Below are 18,516 nucleotides of genomic sequence, written 5' to 3'. Positions count from 1 at the left end.
ATCTGGTGCTGACCCAGGCGGACCCGCCGAAAACGACAAGGCCTTTCATGATCCCCGATTTCCTCGTCACCCATTCCGGTGGCTTCCATGCCGACGAACTGCTGTCGAGCGTCATTCTGACTCGGCTTTTCCCGCAGGCGCGTATCGTCCGCAGTCGGGCGCCGGAATGGATCACGCCGGGCGAGGACCGCATCATCTACGATGTCGGCGGCGCCTATGACCCTGCTGCCGGGATATTCGATCACCACCAGCGCGGCGCACCGTTGCGCGAAGATGGCCAGCCCTACAGTTCGTTCGGCCTGATCTGGAAGCATTATGGCCGCGATTATCTCGCAGCTTCCGGCCTTCCCGAAGCACATGTCGAGGCGATGCATGGCTCTTTCGACGCCAGCTTCGTGCTGCCCGTCGATCTGACCGACAATGGCGCGCTCAGCCCCTCCGGGCCGTTGGCCGGCTTGACGCTGCCGGTGCTGTTGGAAACGCTGAAACCGGTCTTCGACGATGCCGACCCTGCGGCCGACGACCGCGCCTTCCATGCCGCCCTTGCCATCGCCCGCAGTTTCGTCGAGGCCAGGATCGCCCAGAGTGCCGCGAAATTGCGGGCCGAGACGATCGTGTATCGGGCAATCGAAGCCGCGGGGCAGGGGCGCGTTCTGGAATTGCCGAGGGGCATGCCCTTCCGTCCTGCCATCGTCAAGGCGGGCGCCGATCACCTGCTGTTCGTCGTCCATCCGCGCGAAAAGGATTGGTGCGTGACTGGTATCCGCCGCGCCGAGGAGGGGTTTGAACTCAGGGCCGACCTGCCGGCGGCCTGGGCCGGGCTCACCAATGGCGCGCTGGAAGCAGTGTGCGGCATAGAGGGCGCGAGCTTCTGCCACAACGGCCGCTTCATCGCCGCCGCCAGGACCCGAGAGGCGGCGCTTTCCATGGCCGAGTTGGCGGTAAAAGAGGCGCTTTCGGGGCGTAGTTAAATGGCGGCAGTTGAGGTTGCGTGAGGCCGGTATCATATCCAGTCCCGGCGACAGGTCGCTGATCCTGTTGCCGCGCTCCGGACGTTCGCCCAGCCGTGACGAAGGCGGTTTGCTCGTCTTCGCTATCCGGCCTGCAATGTCGCCATCTTGGCGCCGAAGCCGATGAAGACCACGCCTGTCGCGGCTTTCAGCCAGCGCTGGAAGCGCTGGTTGCGCGCTGCTCTGGCGAGCCTCGCAAAGAGCATGACCATCGAGCCAAACCAGATGACGTTGAGGCTGGCATGGACGGTGACCAGAAGGAAAGCCTCGCCGATCGCGGCCCGGCCATTGGCATCGTGATGGATGAACTGCGGGAAAACCGCGAGGTAGAACATCGACACCTTCGGATTCAGGGCGTTGGTGAGGAACCCCTCGAGGAAGGCGCGGGGGAGGTGCCTTACCTTACGGGAAGGGGCCACTGACGTTACGGCAGCATAACCGCGCCAAGCGCCGACCAGCGCCTTGATACCGATCCAGCAGAGATAGGCGGCGCCAATTATCTTGACGACGAGGAAGGCCTGCGCCGACTGCGCCAGCAGCAGGGAGATGCCGCAGATCGACAGGGTGCCGTGCACATAGAAGGCGGCGACGAAGCCGGCAATATTGGCGAAACCGGCGCCACGCCCCGAGGCCGGCACCGTCTTGGCGATGAGGACGCCGTTAGGCCCGGGGGAAATGATCAGCAGCGAGGTGACGAAAGCAAAAGACAGAATTTCAGCAATCGACATTGCGCGCTTTTCCTAGGCTGGTTTCGAGGGCGGCTTTGAAGCCGACGGTCAAGTATGTCGTCGCCGATACCGGCGTCAATATCCAATCCTCTAGGGTGACGGACCCTCCCGGGAGGACGGGAACAGGCCTGGCCCGCGTCCCAATTGTGGAACCGATTGACTTGCTGCCGCGAAGGACTAAGCTTTAAGTCATACAACCACTACCCACACGCGAGAGATTGCGGAGAGTGCAAGTGGCTGGCAACCTTGAGGAGGATGGGGTTTGCCGTGGATTACCGTGTTGTTCTGCTGATCGCCACAGCCATCACTGCCCTTTCCCCCGGCAATGCCGGGGCGCAGGAGGGTGATGCGACGGCGGGTGCCACTGTTTTCAAGAAATGCGTGACCTGTCATGTCGCTGATTCCGATACGAACAAGGTTGGTCCGTCGCTGAACAAGTTGTTCGGGCGAAAGGCCGGAACACATCCTGGTTTCGCCTATTCGACAGGCATGAAGGCGGCCGGCGACGGCGGTCTCGTCTGGGACGAGGCGACGCTGCGCGACTATCTGCACAATCCGAAAGCGAAGGTTAAGGGCACGAAGATGGCCTTCGTCGGCGTGAAGGACGAGCAGGAGATCACCAATCTCATCGCTTATCTCAAACAATATTCTCAGTGATGGGCATATTCCCAGTGACGGGCAATACTCCAAATGGCGGCTCGCGGCTGGGGCGCATGCCTAAATTGCCGTAATTGCCGATATTTTCTATCTGTGCGATAATAAACACGGACTTTTTGCGGAATGCGGTTTCACGGGTCAACCTGCTCGAGGAGGAGCGGACATGGCTGTCGTGCTGATCCTCGTCCTGATTGTCGTCGGCTCCGTGCTGTTCCATGTGCTGAGCCCGTGGTGGTGGACGCCGATCGCGTCCAACTGGACCTATATCGACACCACCCTCGTCATCACCTTCTGGATCACCGGCATCGTCTTCGTGGCGGTGGTTTCGTTCATGGCCTATTGCGTCTTCCGCTTCCGGCACAAGCCGGGCAACCGGGCACATTACGAGCCCGAGAACCGTAGGTTGGAATTGCTGCTGGGAGGGGGAACGGCGGTCGGCGTTGCGGCGATGCTGGCGCCTGGCCTCATCGTGTGGAACCAGTTCATCACGGTGCCTGCCGATGCCGCATCGGTCGAGGTCGTCAGCCAGCAGTGGCTGTGGAGTTTCCGGCTGCCTGGAGCCGACGGAAAGCTCGGCCGCGCCGAGACGCGCGACGTCACCCCCGAAAACCCGCTCGGCCTTGATAAAAACGACGCAAGCGGCCTTGACGACGTCATCATCGAGGGCGGCGAACTGCATCTGCCGATCGGCAAGCCGGTGCATATATTGCTGCGCTCTGTCGACGTGCTCCATGATTTCTACGTGCCGGAATTTCGTGCCAAGATGGACATGATACCTGGCATGATCACCTATTTCTGGTTCACGCCGACGCGGACAGGGACCTTCGACATCCTCTGCGCCGAACTCTGTGGCGTCGGCCATGGGCAAATGCGCGGCACCGTCGTCGTCGACGAGGATGCGGACTACCAAACCTGGCTCGGACAGCAGCAGACATTCACCCAGTTGACGGCGTCATCGGGAGAGATGCCGCCGGCAAACTGAACCCCGCAGCGGTCGTAGACCGCTGGGAGACGTAGGGGAGAGAGATCATGGTCGAGATTCCATCCGACAGAGCAGACGCCATCCCCTCTGCCGAAGTCGAGGATGTCGAGCTTTATCATCCGCACAGCTGGTGGACGAAATATGTGTTCAGCCAGGACGCCAAGATCATCGCCGTGCAATATTCGGTAACGGCCATCGCAATTGGCCTAGTGGCGCTGGTGCTCTCCTGGCTGATGCGGATTCAGCTCGCCTTTCCCGGATATTTCTCCTTCATCGATGCCGATCACTATTACCAGTTCATCACCATGCATGGCATGATCATGGTGATCTATCTCCTGACCGCGCTCTTCCTCGGCGGCTTCGGCAACTACCTCATTCCGCTGATGGTCGGCGCGCGCGATATGGTGTTTCCTTACGCCAACATGCTGAGCTATTGGATTTATCTGCTCGCAGTGCTGATCCTCGCCGCGGGCTTCTTCGCCCCCGGCGGCCCGACGGGGGCCGGTTGGACGCTCTATCCGCCACAGGCCGTTCTCTCCGGCACGCCGGGCGGCAAGGACTGGGGCATCCTGCTCATGCTCACCTCGCTGATCGTCTTCATCATCGGCTTCACCATGGGCGGGCTGAACTATGTGGTGACAGTGCTGCAGGGGCGCGCGCGCGGCATGACGCTGATGCGCATGCCGCTCACCGTCTGGGGCATTTTCACCGCGACCGTGATGGCGCTCTTGGCCTTTCCCGCCCTCTTCGTCGCCTGCGTCATGATGATGTTCGATCGCCTGCTGGGCACGAGCTTCTTCATGCCTGCCATCATCGAAATGGGCACGCAGCTGCAGCACGGCGGCGGCAGCCCGATCCTCTTCCAGCACCTGTTCTGGTTCTTCGGGCATCCGGAGGTCTACATCGTCGCGCTGCCGGCCTTCGGCATTGTTTCGGACCTGATCAGCACGCATGCGCGCAAGAACATCTTCGGCTACCGCATGATGGTCTGGGCGATCGTCATCATCGGCGCGCTCAGCTTCGTCGTCTGGGCGCACCACATGTATGTCAGCGGCATGAACCCGGCCTTCGGCTTCTTCTTCGCCACGACGACGCTGATCATCGCCGTCCCAACGGCGATCAAGGTCTACAACTGGGTGCTGACGCTCTGGCGCGGCGACATCCACCTGACCCTGCCGATGCTCTTTGCGCTCGCCTTCATCGTCACCTTCGTCAATGGCGGGCTGACGGGCCTGTTCCTCGGCAACGTCGTCGTCGACGTGCCGCTGTCGGATACGATGTTCGTCGTCGCGCATTTCCACATGGTCATGGGCGTGGCGCCGATCCTCGTCATTTTCGGGGCAATCTATCACTGGTATCCAAAGGTGACGGGACGCATGCTGAACGACGTGCTCGGCCATATCCACTTCTGGATCACCTTCCTCGGCACCTATGCGATCTTCTTTCCGATGCATTATCTCGGTCTGCTCGGCGTGCCACGCCGCTACTTCGAGATGGGAGAGACGGCCTTCGTTCCGCCTTCGGCCCATACGCTGAATATCTTCATCACCGTCATGGCGCTGATCGTCGGGGCCGGGCAGATGGTCTTCCTGTTCAATCTGGTCTGGAGTCTTTTCCGGGGCAGGGAGTCCGGCGGCAATCCATGGCGGGCAACGACGCTCGAGTGGCAGACGCCGCAGACGCCGCCTGCCCACGGCAACTGGGGCAAGGATCTGCCTGTCGTCTACCGCTGGGCCTATGACTACAGCGTGCCCGGGGCGGCCGAGGACTTCATTCCGCAGACGGTGCCGTCAGGCGGCGGCGTCACAAGGGAGGTCCACGCATGAACGTCATGCTGATCTTCCTTGCCGCAGTCGCCGCCATTATCTTCTGGTGGCTTTCCGGGCAGCGGTTGACCTCGAAGCCATGGCTCGAAACCGGGTCGGTGCAGCTGCCGGGTCATGACGGTGCCGAGCGGCAAAGGCTGCCGGCGCCGGCAGTGAAAATCGGGCTCTTCGTGTTTCTCGGCGTCGTCGGCGCCGTCTTCAGCCTTGCCGTCAGCGCCTATTTCATGCGTGCGGCGTCGGCGGACTGGTGGGCGACACCCGTTCCGCGGCTGCTTTGGGTGAACACCGCAGCACTTGCCTTGAGCAGTGCGGCGCTGCAATGGGCGAAACGTGAAGCGCAGCACGACCGCATGGAAAGCCTGCGGCCGGCGCTTGTGACAGGACTTGCGTTTGCCATCTTCTTCCTCGTCGGACAGATCCAGGCATGGCGGGAGCTGACGGCGGCCGGGTATGTGCTGGCCGATAACCCTTCCAACAGCTTCTTCTACATGCTGACCGGGCTGCACGGCCTGCATATCCTCGGCGGGCTTGCCGTGCTCGCGCACACGACGGTCAAGGCATTTTCAACGGCTGTGGCGCCGGACAGGCTGCGCCTCAGCGTCGATCTTTCCGCCATCTACTCGCATTTCATGCTCGCCGTCTGGCTGTTGCTCTTCGCGCTCTTTGCCGGATGGGCGAATGATTTCGTCGATCTCTGCCGCACACTTCTGAATTAGGAGATTTGCAGATGGCACATCCTGTCCAGACACACGGTGAGCCAGGCCTCAGCCCAGCCGGCCTGCGCGGTGTCGCCGCCGATTTCAGCTCGGATCAGCGTGCCTTCAAGACCGCCTCCTGGGGCAAGGCGATGATGTGGATCTTTCTCTTGAGCGACACCTTCGTCTTCGGCTGTTTCCTGATTGCTTATATGACGGCCCGGATGTCGACGCCGGTTGCATGGCCCAATCCGAGCGAGGTCTTCGCGTTGCATATCGGCGGCCAGGACGTTCCGCTGATCCTGATCGCGATCATGACTTTCGTGCTGATCTCGAGCAGCGGCACCATGGCGATGGCGGTCAATTTCGGCTATCGCCGCGACCGCCGCATGACGGCGATGCTGATGCTGCTCACGGCCCTCCTCGGCGCAGGCTTCGTCGGCATGCAAGCCTTTGAATGGACGAAGCTGATCACCGAAGGCGTGCGACCCTGGGAGAACCCGTGGGGGGCGGCACAGTTCGGATCGACCTTCTTCATGATCACCGGTTTTCACGGCACCCACGTCACGATCGGCGTCATCTTCCTGCTCATCGTCGCCCGCAAGGTCTGGCGTGGCGATTTCGACGTGGAACGGCGCGGCTTCTTCACCAGCCGGAAAGGCCGCTACGAGGCCGTCGAGATCATGGGCCTCTACTGGCACTTCGTCGACCTGGTCTGGGTTTTCATCTTCGCGTTTTTTTATCTGTGGTGAGGTCGTCATGAACGAGACAACGGCGCATGCGCAAAGCCAAACGGTGCATGTACAAACACACACCGGACAGCAGCACCCGATCCGGCTCTATCTCTTCGTCTGGGGCCTGCTCTTCGTGCTCAGCGCCTTATCCTACATGGTCGATTATCTCGGCATCCAGGGTTATCTCAGGTGGACGCTGATCCTCGTGTTCATGATGCTGAAGGCCGGGCTGATCGTCGCCGTCTTCATGCACATGGCCTGGGAACGGTTGGCGCTCGTCTACGCCATCCTGCTGCCGCCGCTGCTGGTGCTGGTTTTCGTGGCGCTGATGGTATCGGAAGCGGACTACACGATCTTCACCCGGCTGGCATTCTCTGGGGCGGGGCCGTAGGCATCGGATGCGATGACCTTTAAATAGATTCCTGGTCGTCCAGCGAGTCGTTGAAAGGCATCCAACAGAATGCAGTGGCTTCTCCAGCAGTTCGAAGATACTAGCAAGCTGGCCGAGGCGCTCGACCAGCTTGGAATCTCCTACACATGGCACAAGGTCGTACCGTTCGTCGGCGAGCTCATCCCCGAGCCGGTCGTTGCTGATCCGGGTTCAGTAGTCATGTTCGGCTCCTACACGCTGTGGAAGAACGCCGAAGCGAACGGTTACCGGCCGGGTGTCTTCAAGCTGCGTCCTTTCGTTCACGAACAGGTGTGGCATCCTTACCTCCTCAACGGCGCTGATGCGCTGTTCCTGACACTCCGGGATGTCCCCCAGCGTCTGGCGGATGACGGCAGGGACTGGTTCCTGCGCCCGGTCGACGACAGCAAGGAGGAGCCCGGCAATGTTAAATCGACCGGCGAGATCATCCGTATGGCAGAGACGGTGCTGGCGCTCGACGAAGATGAAATCCCGAACGGATCGCTTCGTCACGACACGCTGCTGATGCTCACCGAGCCTGTTCGCATCTTGCGCGAATGGCGTCTTTGGGTGGTCGACGGTCGGATCGTCACCTATTCGCTCTACAAAGAGGGATCGCGTGTCGTCCACCGCCACGAGATCGATGACGATGCGCTGGACTTCGGGCAGCGCATGGTCGACATCAATCCTGGCTACTCCCAAGCTTATGTCATCGATATCTGTCGGACCGAAGAGGGACTGAAGCTGCTTGAGACGAATTGCCTCAACGCCGCCGGGTTCTACGCCGCAGACCTCGTGAAGCTGGCGGCGGCGATCGACGGCCTGGCCCGCGACTGACGTCTTCCCGGCGAGGCGAGGGCGCTGGGGAGAATGAGCGCCCGACTGTCCCACCCGGAGGCTCCGTGTGGCTGGGGTTTTGTTTCATCACGTACAGGGCTGACCCCAGGGTGCGCCCGCGTTCGCCGATGTCTCACACGGCAAATCGGGAGAGCGTCAGCCTTGCCGGGCTGCTGCGATGAAATCGGCCGACTGGCAGATCAGCGCATCTCCCTCTATCTGCGGAAGAAATCTGTACACGTCGTCCGACATGGCATAAGCGGCATTACCCCGCAGACCTTCAGAAGAGAATATCTTCTGTTGCCGATCGATCGCTCGGCGGCTATGTTGCCGATGTCGGAAAAGGCATGACTTGGTGTGGTTGGCCCAAGTCCTTTCGGAAACGAAAGCTCTGTTCCTTGCCTCGCGCATGAGTTCTCCACGACGAACAACGGACGCTGTTCAAGCGTCCCATTGTTCGTCCGTGTGGTTCTCAAAACGACGAACTGCTCCGGTCGAACGACCATAAAGGAGTAGTTCATGCCCGATTTTCTCATGATTCATGACGTTGTGATTTCAGGTGCAGGTCCGGTCGGTCTGTTTCTGGCCTGCGAGCTGCGGCTGGCCGGCCTCTCGGTGTTGGTGCTGGAGCAGGCCGAAGACCCGCATTCGCCGTTGAAGCGGCTGCCGTTCGGCATGCGCGGCCTTTCCGCGCCAACCATCGAAGCCTTCTACCGTCGCGCGCTGCTGGATGACATCATGGCGCCGAAGCGCGAAAAAGATCAAGCGACTTCAGCGCATTGGATGCAGCAGCCGCGTCGCCCGGGCGGGCATTTCGCCGGCATTCAGTTCTTTCACGACACCATCGACACCTCGACGTGGCCCTATCGCCTGCCAGGTCCGGCCGGTACCAGCATGGCGGTCGAGATGGAGCACCTCGAATCCGCGCTGGCCGCCCACGCAAGCGCGATGGGTGTCGAGATCAGGCGCGGGCTCGGTGTCGATGGCTTCGACCAGTCGGGCGAAGGCGTGACCGTTCGCGCGGGTGGCCAGATCTTTCGCGGACGATGGCTCATCGGTTGTGACGGCGGGCGCAGCACCGTGCGCAGGGCAGGCGGCTTTGAATTCGTTGGCACCGATCCGGAGTTCACCGGCTATTCCGTTCAGGTCGAGATGGCCGATCCGGAGAAGCTCGCCCCCGGCCGCCATTACACGCCAACAGGCATGTATACCTACCAAAAGCCCGGCACCATCGCGATGGTCGATTTCGACGGGGGCGCGTTTCACCGAACGCAGCCGATTACGCCGGAGCATGTGCAATCGGTGTTGCGGCATATTTCCGGCGCCGATGTCACGGTGACGGGCCTTGAGCTTGCCACCACCTGGACGGATCGCGCCTATCAGGCGACGGCTTACCGCAAGGGCAGGGTGCTGCTTGCGGGTGATGCCGCGCACATCCATTCCCCGTTGGGCGGCCAGGGCCTGAATCTCGGGCTCGGCGATGCGATGAATCTTGGATGGAAGCTTGCAGCGACGATCCGCGGCGATGCGCCGGAGGGCCTGCTCGACAGCTATTTCTGCGAACGGCATCCAGTTGGAGTGCAGATTCTCGACTGGTCGCGCGCCCAGGTCGCACTGATGCGGCCGAGTCGGAGTTCGCGCGCGCTCGAAGCCATCATCCGCGACCTGATCGACACGCGTGACGGCGCGACATACTTTGCCGAGCGCGTCTGGGGTGTGTCTCTCCGCTACGATCTTGGCGGCAGTCACCCGCTGGTGGGCCGCAGCGCTCCCGATTTCGAGCTGGCCAACGGGACGAAGCTCGCCGATCACCTCAGGCAGGGCAAAGGCCTGCTTTTGGACTTTGACACCGGTGCACCGCTGCAAGCGCTGGCAAGCCGCTGGAATGGGATCACCTATGTCGCCAGTGACGCCAGGGCTCGGCTGGGGCTGAGCGCGCTGCTCGTGCGCCCCGATGGCTTCGTGGCGTGGACTGGCGAGGCTGCGCCTGACGATGAGGAAGCCGCGCAGGCCGCATCGCGGTGGTTCGGCAAAGCCTGAAACTGTGACTGGGGCAATCGATACAGGTCTCGGAAAGGTTCTTCAGCCTTATCAGTCCGGTAAAGCGTCACGGAGGTTTCCCGCCGATCGGTTTTCGGCGGGTTTGCAGATGTTGTTCGGCAACGTGTCCGTACTCTTCCCGGCAAGGCGGCGACGCTGTAGAGTGGCGATGTGCCCGACCGTACCGCCCGGAGGCTCCTTATGGCTGAGATCCTGTTGTTCCATCACGCACAGGGGCTGACCCCGGGTGTGCGCTCGTTTGCCGACGATATCAGGGCAGCCGGTCACATCGTGCACATGCCTGATTTGTTTGACGGGCGCACGTTCCCAAGCATCGAAGCGGGGATCGCCTGTATCGGCGAGATCGGATTCGACGCCATGCGGGAGCGCGGCGTGCGCCTCGCCGACGACTTGCCTGCCGGGCTCGTCTATGCCGGGTTCTCCTTCGGTGTGCTGCCGGCGCAGAAGCTGGCGCAGACACGGGCCGGCGCCCGCGGGGCTCTGCTCTTCTATTCCTGTCTGCCGATCAGCGGCGAGTGGGCCTTCGGACCCTGGCCGGCCGGCGTTCCGGTGCAGATTCACGGCATGGACAATGACCCGATTTTCGTCGGCGAGGGCGATATCGATGCCGCCCGCGAGATCGTGGAGAAGGTCGACGACGCGGAGCTTTTCCTCTACCCGGGCGATCAGCACTACTTCGCCGACAGCTCGCTGCCGTCTTATGACGCGGATGCGACCGCGCTTCTCACCCTTCGCGTGCTCGAATTCCTGAATCGCGTCTGATCCAGGCATTCCGCGGGGATCCGATTTGGCTCCGGTATAGCCGTCCTCAGATAGATGCCGTTCATCCTGCAGCGCGGCTTCGGTGCGGAGCGGGCTATTCGGACACCACGCAGAAATTGTTGCCTTCGGGATCATTCAAGACCGTGTATCCATCCGCTTCGCGGACGAAGGTCGCGCCGAGCCATAGAAGCCGCTCTACCTCCCTGGCCCCATCGGGGGTGGCAATATCGAGATGAAGCCGGTTGCGGGCGGGACGTTCCCCTGAGCGAAGCTGGAAGCAAAGGCGGGTTCCGGGACCTTCGACCATCACGGTGGGGTCAGTCTCGGGTGTCAATCCGAGAGCGGCCAGGCGGGTCAGTTCGTCGTCGTCATATGGCATCACCTCGTAACCATCGAGCGCCTCCGCCCAGAAGCGGGCGACACGCGAGGGAATGTCGCAATCGATGACGATTTCTTTCAGCCTTGCCATGGAACCCTTCAAAAATTGTTGGGCCGGCGATGGCAAACGCGTTCGACGACCGCGCCGGCGACTGCCGGCAGCAATGCAAAAAGCACGAGCTGCGGTGTCTCCGACAGCATCAACAGGCGAGATATGAGAAAGGCGACCAGCAATCCTGCCAGCGCCCCGGCTGCATAGGGCAGATAATCCTTCAAGAGAACCTCCGTCTTGTGCTGATCTCAAACAGAAGGGGCATTATTGGCTTGAGATAGAGATCTTCGCGGTATCGGCAATGGCTGGTTGCGGCCGAACCTCACGTTGTCCGATCGGCTTATACGGAATGGCACCACGTTGGTTTACGGGACAGGTCGATCCAAACGACGCGAGCCGGTGTACGTGTTTTGCAGGAGACGACCGATTTCTTTCGCGCTATGAAGACTGACCGCATATCCCGCCACATCCGACACCGAGGTCCTTCCCATGGCTTTGAAAATCCTTTTCGTTGGCGGTACCGGCCAGATTTCATATCCATGCGTCGAGCGCGCCGTGGTTCAGGGCCACCATGTCAGCGTCTATAACCGCAGTTTGAGAGGCAACCCATTGCCTGCGGGGGTTACCGCGATCGTCGGCGATCTCGCGGCACCCGGCTATGCGGACTTGGCCAAGGCCAATTATGACGTCGTGTGCCAGTTCATTGCCTTTACGCCCGATCAAGTTGCGCGTGACATCGATGTGTTTGCCGGGCACTGCGGCCAGTACATCTTCATCTCTTCGGCTTCGGTCTATGAAAAGCCGCCGCGTCACTATGTGATTACCGAGCAGACACCGGCTATCAACCCCTATTGGCGCTATAGCCAGGACAAGATTGCCTGCGAGACGCTGCTCAAGAACTCCGAGAATCCCGCCTGGACCATCGTCCGTCCCAGTCACACTGTTCGCACCGGCCTGCCCATCATGATGGGTGACAGCGACGTCATGGCGAGACGCATGCTGGACGGCGAGCCCACCATCGTTGCGGGCGATGGCCACACGCCCTGGACACTGACCCGCTCGGTTGATTTCGCGGTACCCTTTGTCGGGCTTTTCGGCAAGCCGGCGGCGTTGAACGAGATTTTCCATATCACCTCCGACCGCGCCCACATCTGGAACGATATTCAGACGGCGATCGCCAGAATGTTGGGCGTCGAGGCCAAGATCGTACACGTGCCGACGGACACCCTGGTCCGGTACAATCCGGAGTGGGTTGGCCCGCTGCGGGGCGACAAGGCATGGTCGGCGATCTTTGACAATTCAAAGGTCAAAAGCGTGGCGGGCGACTTCACCTGCGCCGAGAGCCTTGATGAAATTCTGGCGGAGCCGATCGTGCATCTCAAGCAGCGCCTGGCCAAGAACCGTCCGCCAAGGGGCGATCTCGATGCTTTGGTCGATCGGATCTGCGCAGCACAAAGCGCTCTCGGCTAGGCAGCTCGCAGTAGAGCAACTTCATGGCAATGCCGCTCACAAAAAAATCTCAGCCTAAACGCGTCCTAAAACATGATGGAGGTCGCGCCGGCTGAGGATCTCGGCAATGATGGCCATCCATTCGCCACTCCGATCCTATCAGGCCATGCTGTTCATTCCGCTTCCCTTCGTCGTTGCCCTTCTGCTGCTCATCCTCTTCGTTGCCGTCCTCAGGCGCGACGAGGAGGCGCAGCCCAACCTGCCGTTTCTGGCACTGATTCTGCTCGCCGTGCTGCAATCAGCCCTCTCCGGCCTGCGCTGGGGCTACGGGGTGCAGGCGGTGGGCGTGATCATGCCTGTCACCGCGGCGATGGTGCCGCCGCTTGCCTATGCCGGGGTTTCGAGGCTGGTAAGGACGAGCCGGCGGCCGCTGCCGACGCGCATTGCACTGCATGCGGTGCCTGCCACGGTCATCCTGCTTTTGATGGCGTTCCGGCGGGATGCGATCGATCTCGCGCTGGTGCTTGTTTTCGTCGGCTATGCCTTGGCGATCCTGCTTCTGATGCGGCCGGGCGCGGATGCGCTTCGGCTAGCGCCCTTCGAGGGAGCGGTGCCGGCCTATCGGGCAATCATCTTCGCGGCGGCGGCGCTGTGCCTGTCGGCCTTGGTCGATATCTTCCTCTTTTTCGATTTCACATGGGCGCATGGCGAGCATGCGCTGACGCTGATCAGCGTCAGCAATCTCGCGGTTCTCGTCATCCTCGGCATCGCGGCAGCCGCCGCCAGCCGAAGCCGGGTGCCGGCCGAGGCGGTGGAGACGGTGCTGAAGTCCGAAACGACCGAGGACAAGGAGACGATCGCCACGGTCGATGCGCTGATGGAGGCAAGGAAACTCTATCGCGACGCCAATCTCAATCTCGACCGGCTGGCCCGCAAGGCCGGCATTCCCGCCCGCCAGATCTCGGCGGCGATCAACCGGGCGATGGACAGGAATGTCTCGCAATATGTCAATGACTACAGGATCGACGAGGCCTGCCGGCTGCTTGCTGCGACCCAGAAATCGGTGACCGAGGTGATGTTCGAGGTCGGCTTCCAGACCAAGTCCAACTTCAACCGCGAATTCCGCCGCGTCACGGATATGACGCCGCTTGCCTGGCGTGAGAGGAAGGGCGGATCCGGCGTCTCTTCGGCTTCGCCCTGAAGTGACGCCTGTCCTCTCTCCAGCCTCATACTGAGGCGCCCGGTAGGGGCCTCGAAGCACGGGGCTGGCCGCCGGGCGCTTCACACAGCCAGATGCACACAATCACCCGCCCTCGTGGTTCGAGACGGCCCTTCGTTCGTCACTGCAATCGATTCACTGGATCGATTGCTCCGCTTCGCGGATCGCTTCTCATCCTCACCATGAGGGCTGACCCGGGTGCCTTGCCGCGCCAAGTACACAATCGCGATCGAGGACTGTCAGAAACGCGTTCGAGGTCGCGGTTTTGTTGCCGTTGGTCATTCTGGCGGCATGAACACGACATCAGAACATGACCGAGACCTTGCCGCCAAGTTGAGATCGCTTTCGATCGAGCCCGCGGCCTTCAAGACGGAACCGCCGGATCGTCAGGCCCGGCGGCGGGTGATCCCAGGAGCAATGCTGGCCCTTGTCGCGACGGCATCGCTGGCGGTGGCGCTTCTCTATCGGCCCGAAACGCTGGAGCGCATCGAGACTGTGCTTGCGGGTCTCATAGGCGAGGACGAGGCCGCAATATCCGTCGATGGAACCGACGTGCCCGCCGCCGGTCCTATCCGGGCGCTGCCCTCAGATACCCCAGAGGAGAGGGGATTGCCAACCCGGGAAGTCACCGGCTCCGGCTACGTCGTGGCGCCCGATATCGCTACCGTCTTTTCCAAATATGAAGGTCGGATCGTTGCCGTCGAGGTCGAGGCGGGCGACAGGGTCGTACCAGGCCAGGTGCTGGTGCGGCTCGATGATGCCGGCGCCCGCTTTGCGCTTCAGGGAGCCGAGATCGCCCGGCAATCGGCGGAGTTGGCGCTGGCGGCGAAGACTATTGAATTGGCGCAGGCGCGGTCCTCCCTCATGCGCACCGAGCGGCTGGCCGGGCGCGATGCGATGTCGGCGCAGACGCTGGAGGAGGCGAAGACGGCGTTCGACACTGCCGAAAATGCCGCCCTGCAGGCACGGCAGGACGTGGCCAAGGCGGATCTCGATATCGACAGGGCGCGCGAGCAGGTGGAAGCGCTGACCGTCCGGGCGCCGATATCAGGCACCGTCACGCGACTTACCGCACATGTCGGCGACACCGTGCTGTCGAGAGAGGACAGCGTCCGGGAGAATGAAAGCCTGCTTGCGATTGCCGACATGGCAACCATGGTCATCGATGCCGACGTGGCCGAGGCGAATATCGCCTTGATGCGGTCGGGGTTGTGTGGCGAGGCGGTGCTCGACGGCTTTCCCGACCGGCCCTTTGCGGTCGAAATATCGAAGATCGCGCCAATGATTTCGCGGGAGAAGGGGACAGTGACGCTACGCCTGGCACTCTCCTCGCCGCCGTCAGACATGCGTCCCGCCATGGCCGCGCGCATCCGCCTTCTGGTGGGTGAGGCCGGGGATAGCACAGACCATCAGCAAGGAGCAGAGCGATGACCGACACTCAAGAACCCTATATCGCGCTTCGCGGCGTCAGGAAGGCATTCAAGATCGGCGCGGAGACGATCCCGATCTTTTCCGGGCTCGACCTTTCCATCATGCGCGGCGATTTCGTCGCCGTTATGGGGCCGTCGGGTTCGGGGAAATCGACGCTGCTCAACATGCTCGGCGGCATCGACAGCCCCGACGGAGGGGAGATCAGGGTTGGCCGCAGCCATCTCGAGCAGATGGGCGAAGGCGCCAGAGCCGCCTGGCGCGCACACAGCATGGGCATCGTCTTCCAGTTCTACAACCTGCTGCCGATGCTGAATGCGGGCGAGAATATCGAGCTGCCGCTGCTGTTGAAGCCGCTCAAGCGCAAGGAGCGGCGCGCGCGCGTCGAGACCGTCATGGGTCTGGTCGGGCTCTCCGGGCGGCAGCGGCAGTTTCCATCCAGCATGTCCGGCGGGCAGCAGCAGCGTGTCGGCATCGCCCGCGCCATCGTCGGCGATCCCGACCTCTTGCTCTGCGACGAACCGACCGGCGATCTCGACCGGAAATCCGCCAATGATATCCTCGAGATGCTGGACTTTCTCAATCGCGAGCTTCAGAAGACCATCATCATGGTCACGCATGATCCCGAGGCCGCCTCCTTCGCCCGGCGCACGCTGCATCTCAACAAGGGCGAATTCGCCGAGGGGGCAGACCGATGACCTTCTTCGAACTCATGCGGCGCAATGCCTGGCGCAAACGGCTGCGCGCCGTGCTGCTGATGTTTTCCGTCGGCATCGCCTTCCTGATCTATGGGCTGACGGCGAGCTTCGTCAGCGGCAGCCAGGGGGCGGCAGGCGCCAGCGACAATCTGCTCGGCGTCTTTAACAAATCGGGCCGGGGGCTGCCGCTGCCCTTCGCCTATCTGAACAGGATCGCGGCCGACGGCGATGTCGCCGCCGTCGCCTATACCGCGCGCATGCGCGGTTTCGTCGAGGTCGCGAAGAATGTGGTCGTCGTCAGCGCCGTCGATCCGAGCGCGATTGCCGCCGCCAATGGCAAAGAGCTCGGGCTGACACCGGAGCTGATCGCCGCGCTCGAAGAGGGCGGCGACCAGGTGCTGGTCGGCAGGGCGTTGGCCGAGGCGCAGGGCTGGTCGGTCGGCCAGCGCATCGGCGTCACCAGCCAGCTTATGAAGGAGGACGGCAGCCGTGATTGGGGTTTCGTGATCGCGGGTATCTTCGAGGGGGCCGATGCCAGCACCGACACCTATTTCATGCTCGCTCGCTACGACACGATCAATGCGGCCCGCGCCCGCGACAAGGATACGGTCGACGCCTTCGTGGTGCGCCCGCGCCAGGGCGTTTCATCAGGCCTGCTCGCGGCGCGAATCGACGCGCTTTTCGCCAATTCGGCGGCTCAGACCAGGACGCAGTCGGAAAAGCAGTTCCTCGAGGCCTTTCTCCGCCAATTCGCCGATGTCGGCCTGATCGTCAGCCTCGTCGTCGGCGCCGCTTTCGTGACGATCCTGATGATCGCTGTGAACACCATGCTCTTTGCCGTGAGGGAACGCCGCTTCGAAATCGGCGTCATGAAAGTGCTCGGCTTTTCCGGCGGGCGGATCATGGCGCTCATCCTCGGCGAGACGCTGTTCATCTTCGCCGTCGGCGGCGCGGGCGGGCTCATTCTCGCCAAGCTCGCGACGCTCTCGATCGGGCCGGCATTCGGCCTCGTCTTCAGCGCCGATGTGCTGCTGAAATCCGTCGCGATCATTGTCGGTCTCGGCCTCATGACCGGGCTGTTGCCCGCCTTCAGCGCCATGCGGCTGCCCATCGTCAACGCTTTCAGGACGAGATAATCCAATGTCATCAGCGCTCAAGCAGACCTTTCTCATGATCAGAATCAACCTCGGCAGCCTGCCCAGGCGGCTGTGGATCTCGCTGTCGATGGTGCTGTCGGTCGCCCTTGTCGTGGCGGTACTCGCAGGCTTCCTGGCGATGGCGCGCGGCTTCGAGGCCGCGCTTGCCGGGGCCGGCTCGCCCGATGTCGCCGTCATCCTCGGCGGCGGCACCAACCAGGAGACCGGCTCGGATGTGCCGGCCGAGGCGATCCGCGGCCTTGCCGCCATGAGCGGCGACACGGGGATTGCCCGCGACAGTGCGGGCGGGCTGGCGCTGTCGCGCGAGACCGTCGTTCCCGTCGATATCAGGGCAAGCGACGGTGCCGACCAGACGTTGTCGCTGAGGGGCATGGACGTGGCAGGCCCGGGTTTGCGCGAGCGCGCCCGGCTTTCTGAAGGGCGGTTGTTTTCGCGCGGCGCCCGCGAGATCGTCGTCGGCGCCCGCATCGCCCAGACTTTCTCCGGCTTTGCCGTCGGTGAGACGGTGCGCCTCGGCGCGGTCGACTGGAGGGTCGCCGGCCATTTCACCTCAGGCGGCAGCGCCTTCGAATCCGAGATCTGGGCGGATTTGGAAGCGGTGCAATCGGCCTTCGACCGGCACGGGCAGGTGCAGAGCCTGCGGGTGCGGCTCGATGGCGGGAGCGATGCCGCGAGCGCATTGGCGACGTTGCGCGCACGCCTGTCCGGTCTCTCAGGTCCGCCCCTCACCGCCGTCTCCGAGGCCGATCTCTATGCCGCGCAGGCCGAGCGCACCGAGAGCCTGATCCGCCTGTTCGGCTGGCCGATTGCGCTCTTGATGGCGGTCGGCGCCACGGCCGGGGCGTTGAATACGATGATGAGCTCAGTCTCCGACCGGACCGTCGAGATCGCCACGCTGCGGCTGCTCGGTTTCGGCCGCCTGCCGGCCTTCGCCGCGACCTGGATCGAGGCCGTGCTGCTTTCCGTCGCGGGTGCGGCGTTCGGCATCCTCGCCTCCCGTCGTGCCTTCGACGGCTGGCAGGCAAGCACGATGGGCGCCAACAACACCAAGATGGCCTTCCAGCTCGACGTCACCCCTGACGTCATCCTGACGGCGGGTTTGCTGGGTCTTGCGATCGGCATCATCGGCGGCGCGCTGCCGGCGCTTGCGGCGACGCGGTTGCCGCTGAGGGCGGCGTTACAGGCGAGGGGGTGAAATCGCGCCGTGGGGGGCCTCGAAGGACGGGGCCGCTGCGGCGAGTTGGAGTGCGTTGCCGCCCAGCCGTCACCGAACGATGCGAGCCCCGATTTATGCAATTACAGTGCCAAAAGTTTTTCGGACAGGTTGCAGCTTTCCGGTATCGTATCAGACCTGCGCGATTGCCTGTGGAATAAGGCCCGCGAGCCCGCGCTCTGCCCCATTGACAACATCTTATCGCCTTCTTGCCGTGGCGG

Annotated in this window: 19 protein-coding genes; 16 read left to right on the top strand and 3 right to left on the bottom strand. The window is 62.5% G+C overall.

What is annotated here, in order from left to right:
* Window positions 1–47 precede the first annotated feature (47 nt).
* Window positions 48–971: an MYG1 family protein gene (locus OIU37_RS05655; protein WP_180694744.1), complete on the top strand. Its 924-nt coding sequence runs from the start codon at window positions 48–50 to the stop codon at window positions 969–971.
* Between the two features lie 122 nt (window positions 972–1,093).
* Here the strand turns inward: OIU37_RS05655 and OIU37_RS05650 are convergent, their stop codons facing one another.
* Window positions 1,094–1,738 (bottom strand): LysE family translocator, encoded by a 645-nt coding sequence (locus OIU37_RS05650; protein ID WP_264256379.1) that lies wholly within the window; start codon window positions 1,736–1,738, stop codon window positions 1,094–1,096.
* Between the two features lie 267 nt (window positions 1,739–2,005).
* On the opposite strand from OIU37_RS05650, the gene OIU37_RS05645 reads away from it, so the two are divergent.
* The 9 genes from OIU37_RS05645 to OIU37_RS05605 all read left to right on the top strand — a co-directional run bounded on the left by OIU37_RS05645 (window position 2,006) and on the right by OIU37_RS05605 (window position 10,701).
* A complete protein-coding gene (locus OIU37_RS05645) occupies window positions 2,006–2,395 on the top strand; it encodes a cytochrome c family protein (RefSeq protein ID WP_240602978.1) in 390 nt (129 codons plus the stop codon).
* Window positions 2,396–2,558: 163 nt separating this feature from the next.
* A complete protein-coding gene (locus OIU37_RS05640; protein ID WP_168313137.1) occupies window positions 2,559–3,377 on the top strand; it encodes a cytochrome c oxidase subunit II in 819 nt (272 codons plus the stop codon).
* 47 nt (window positions 3,378–3,424) lie between these two features.
* Entirely contained in the window at window positions 3,425–5,203 is a 1,779-nt protein-coding gene (gene ctaD / locus OIU37_RS05635) for a cytochrome c oxidase subunit I (protein WP_171602947.1), read from the top strand.
* Window positions 5,200–5,919 carry a cytochrome c oxidase subunit 3 gene (locus OIU37_RS05630; protein ID WP_264256378.1) on the top strand — a complete coding sequence of 240 codons (720 nt, stop codon included), beginning with the start codon at window positions 5,200–5,202 and terminating at the stop codon, window positions 5,917–5,919. The genes ctaD and OIU37_RS05630 overlap by 4 nt, the downstream gene beginning before the upstream one ends.
* A gap of 11 nt (window positions 5,920–5,930) precedes the next feature.
* A complete protein-coding gene (locus OIU37_RS05625; protein WP_264256377.1) occupies window positions 5,931–6,650 on the top strand; it encodes a heme-copper oxidase subunit III family protein in 720 nt (239 codons plus the stop codon).
* Window positions 6,651–6,657: 7 nt separating this feature from the next.
* Window positions 6,658–7,023 carry a cytochrome C oxidase subunit IV family protein gene (locus OIU37_RS05620; RefSeq protein ID WP_264256376.1) on the top strand — a complete coding sequence of 122 codons (366 nt, stop codon included), beginning with the start codon at window positions 6,658–6,660 and terminating at the stop codon, window positions 7,021–7,023.
* A 69-nt stretch (window positions 7,024–7,092) separates the two neighbouring features.
* Entirely contained in the window at window positions 7,093–7,878 is a 786-nt protein-coding gene (locus OIU37_RS05615; protein ID WP_264256374.1) for an ATP-grasp domain-containing protein, read from the top strand.
* A gap of 519 nt (window positions 7,879–8,397) precedes the next feature.
* The gene (locus OIU37_RS05610; protein WP_264256371.1) at window positions 8,398–9,918 is read left to right on the top strand and encodes an FAD-dependent monooxygenase; all 1,521 of its coding nucleotides are present in this window, start codon (window positions 8,398–8,400) and stop codon (window positions 9,916–9,918) included.
* Window positions 9,919–10,119: 201 nt separating this feature from the next.
* Window positions 10,120–10,701, top strand: coding sequence for a dienelactone hydrolase family protein (locus OIU37_RS05605; protein WP_264256369.1), 582 nt, complete (start codon window positions 10,120–10,122; stop codon window positions 10,699–10,701).
* Window positions 10,702–10,795: 94 nt separating this feature from the next.
* Here OIU37_RS05605 and OIU37_RS05600 read toward each other — a convergent pair whose 3' ends face one another.
* Together OIU37_RS05600 and OIU37_RS05595 are read right to left on the bottom strand one after the other, a co-directional pair.
* Window positions 10,796–11,170: a VOC family protein gene (locus tag OIU37_RS05600; protein WP_264256367.1), complete on the bottom strand. Its 375-nt coding sequence runs from the start codon at window positions 11,168–11,170 to the stop codon at window positions 10,796–10,798.
* Between the two features lie 8 nt (window positions 11,171–11,178).
* Window positions 11,179–11,355, bottom strand: coding sequence for a hypothetical protein (locus tag OIU37_RS05595; protein ID WP_171602939.1), 177 nt, complete (start codon window positions 11,353–11,355; stop codon window positions 11,179–11,181).
* 265 nt (window positions 11,356–11,620) lie between these two features.
* Between OIU37_RS05595 and OIU37_RS05590 the strand changes: the two genes are divergently transcribed.
* The 6 genes from OIU37_RS05590 (at window position 11,621) to OIU37_RS05565 (ending at window position 18,277) form a co-directional block, all read left to right on the top strand.
* Complete coding sequence (locus OIU37_RS05590) at window positions 11,621–12,601, top strand: SDR family oxidoreductase (RefSeq protein WP_264256365.1); 981 nt, start codon at window positions 11,621–11,623, stop codon at window positions 12,599–12,601.
* 106 nt (window positions 12,602–12,707) lie between these two features.
* Window positions 12,708–13,781, top strand: coding sequence for an AraC family transcriptional regulator (locus tag OIU37_RS05585; RefSeq protein WP_264256363.1), 1,074 nt, complete (start codon window positions 12,708–12,710; stop codon window positions 13,779–13,781).
* A gap of 216 nt (window positions 13,782–13,997) precedes the next feature.
* Window positions 13,998–15,230 (top strand): efflux RND transporter periplasmic adaptor subunit, encoded by a 1,233-nt coding sequence (locus OIU37_RS05580; protein ID WP_264256362.1) that lies wholly within the window; start codon window positions 13,998–14,000, stop codon window positions 15,228–15,230.
* Complete coding sequence (locus OIU37_RS05575) at window positions 15,227–15,925, top strand: ABC transporter ATP-binding protein (protein ID WP_264256360.1); 699 nt, start codon at window positions 15,227–15,229, stop codon at window positions 15,923–15,925. The genes OIU37_RS05580 and OIU37_RS05575 overlap by 4 nt, the downstream gene beginning before the upstream one ends.
* Complete coding sequence (locus OIU37_RS05570) at window positions 15,922–17,061, top strand: ABC transporter permease (protein ID WP_264256358.1); 1,140 nt, start codon at window positions 15,922–15,924, stop codon at window positions 17,059–17,061. Before OIU37_RS05575 ends, OIU37_RS05570 begins: the two co-directional genes overlap by 4 nt.
* Before the next feature lie 4 nt (window positions 17,062–17,065).
* Window positions 17,066–18,277, top strand: a complete 1,212-nt coding sequence (locus tag OIU37_RS05565; RefSeq protein WP_264256357.1) for an ABC transporter permease — start codon at window positions 17,066–17,068, stop codon at window positions 18,275–18,277.
* The last annotated feature ends 239 nt before the right edge of the window (window positions 18,278–18,516 follow it).

The sequence above is a fragment of the Rhizobium sp. BT-226 genome (genome assembly GCF_025847085.2).
In the GTDB taxonomy this organism is placed as follows: domain Bacteria; phylum Pseudomonadota; class Alphaproteobacteria; order Rhizobiales; family Rhizobiaceae; genus Rhizobium; species Rhizobium sophorae.
The sequence above is the reverse complement of the archived record's forward strand: the minus strand, read 5'-3'. Positions and strand labels throughout refer to the sequence as shown.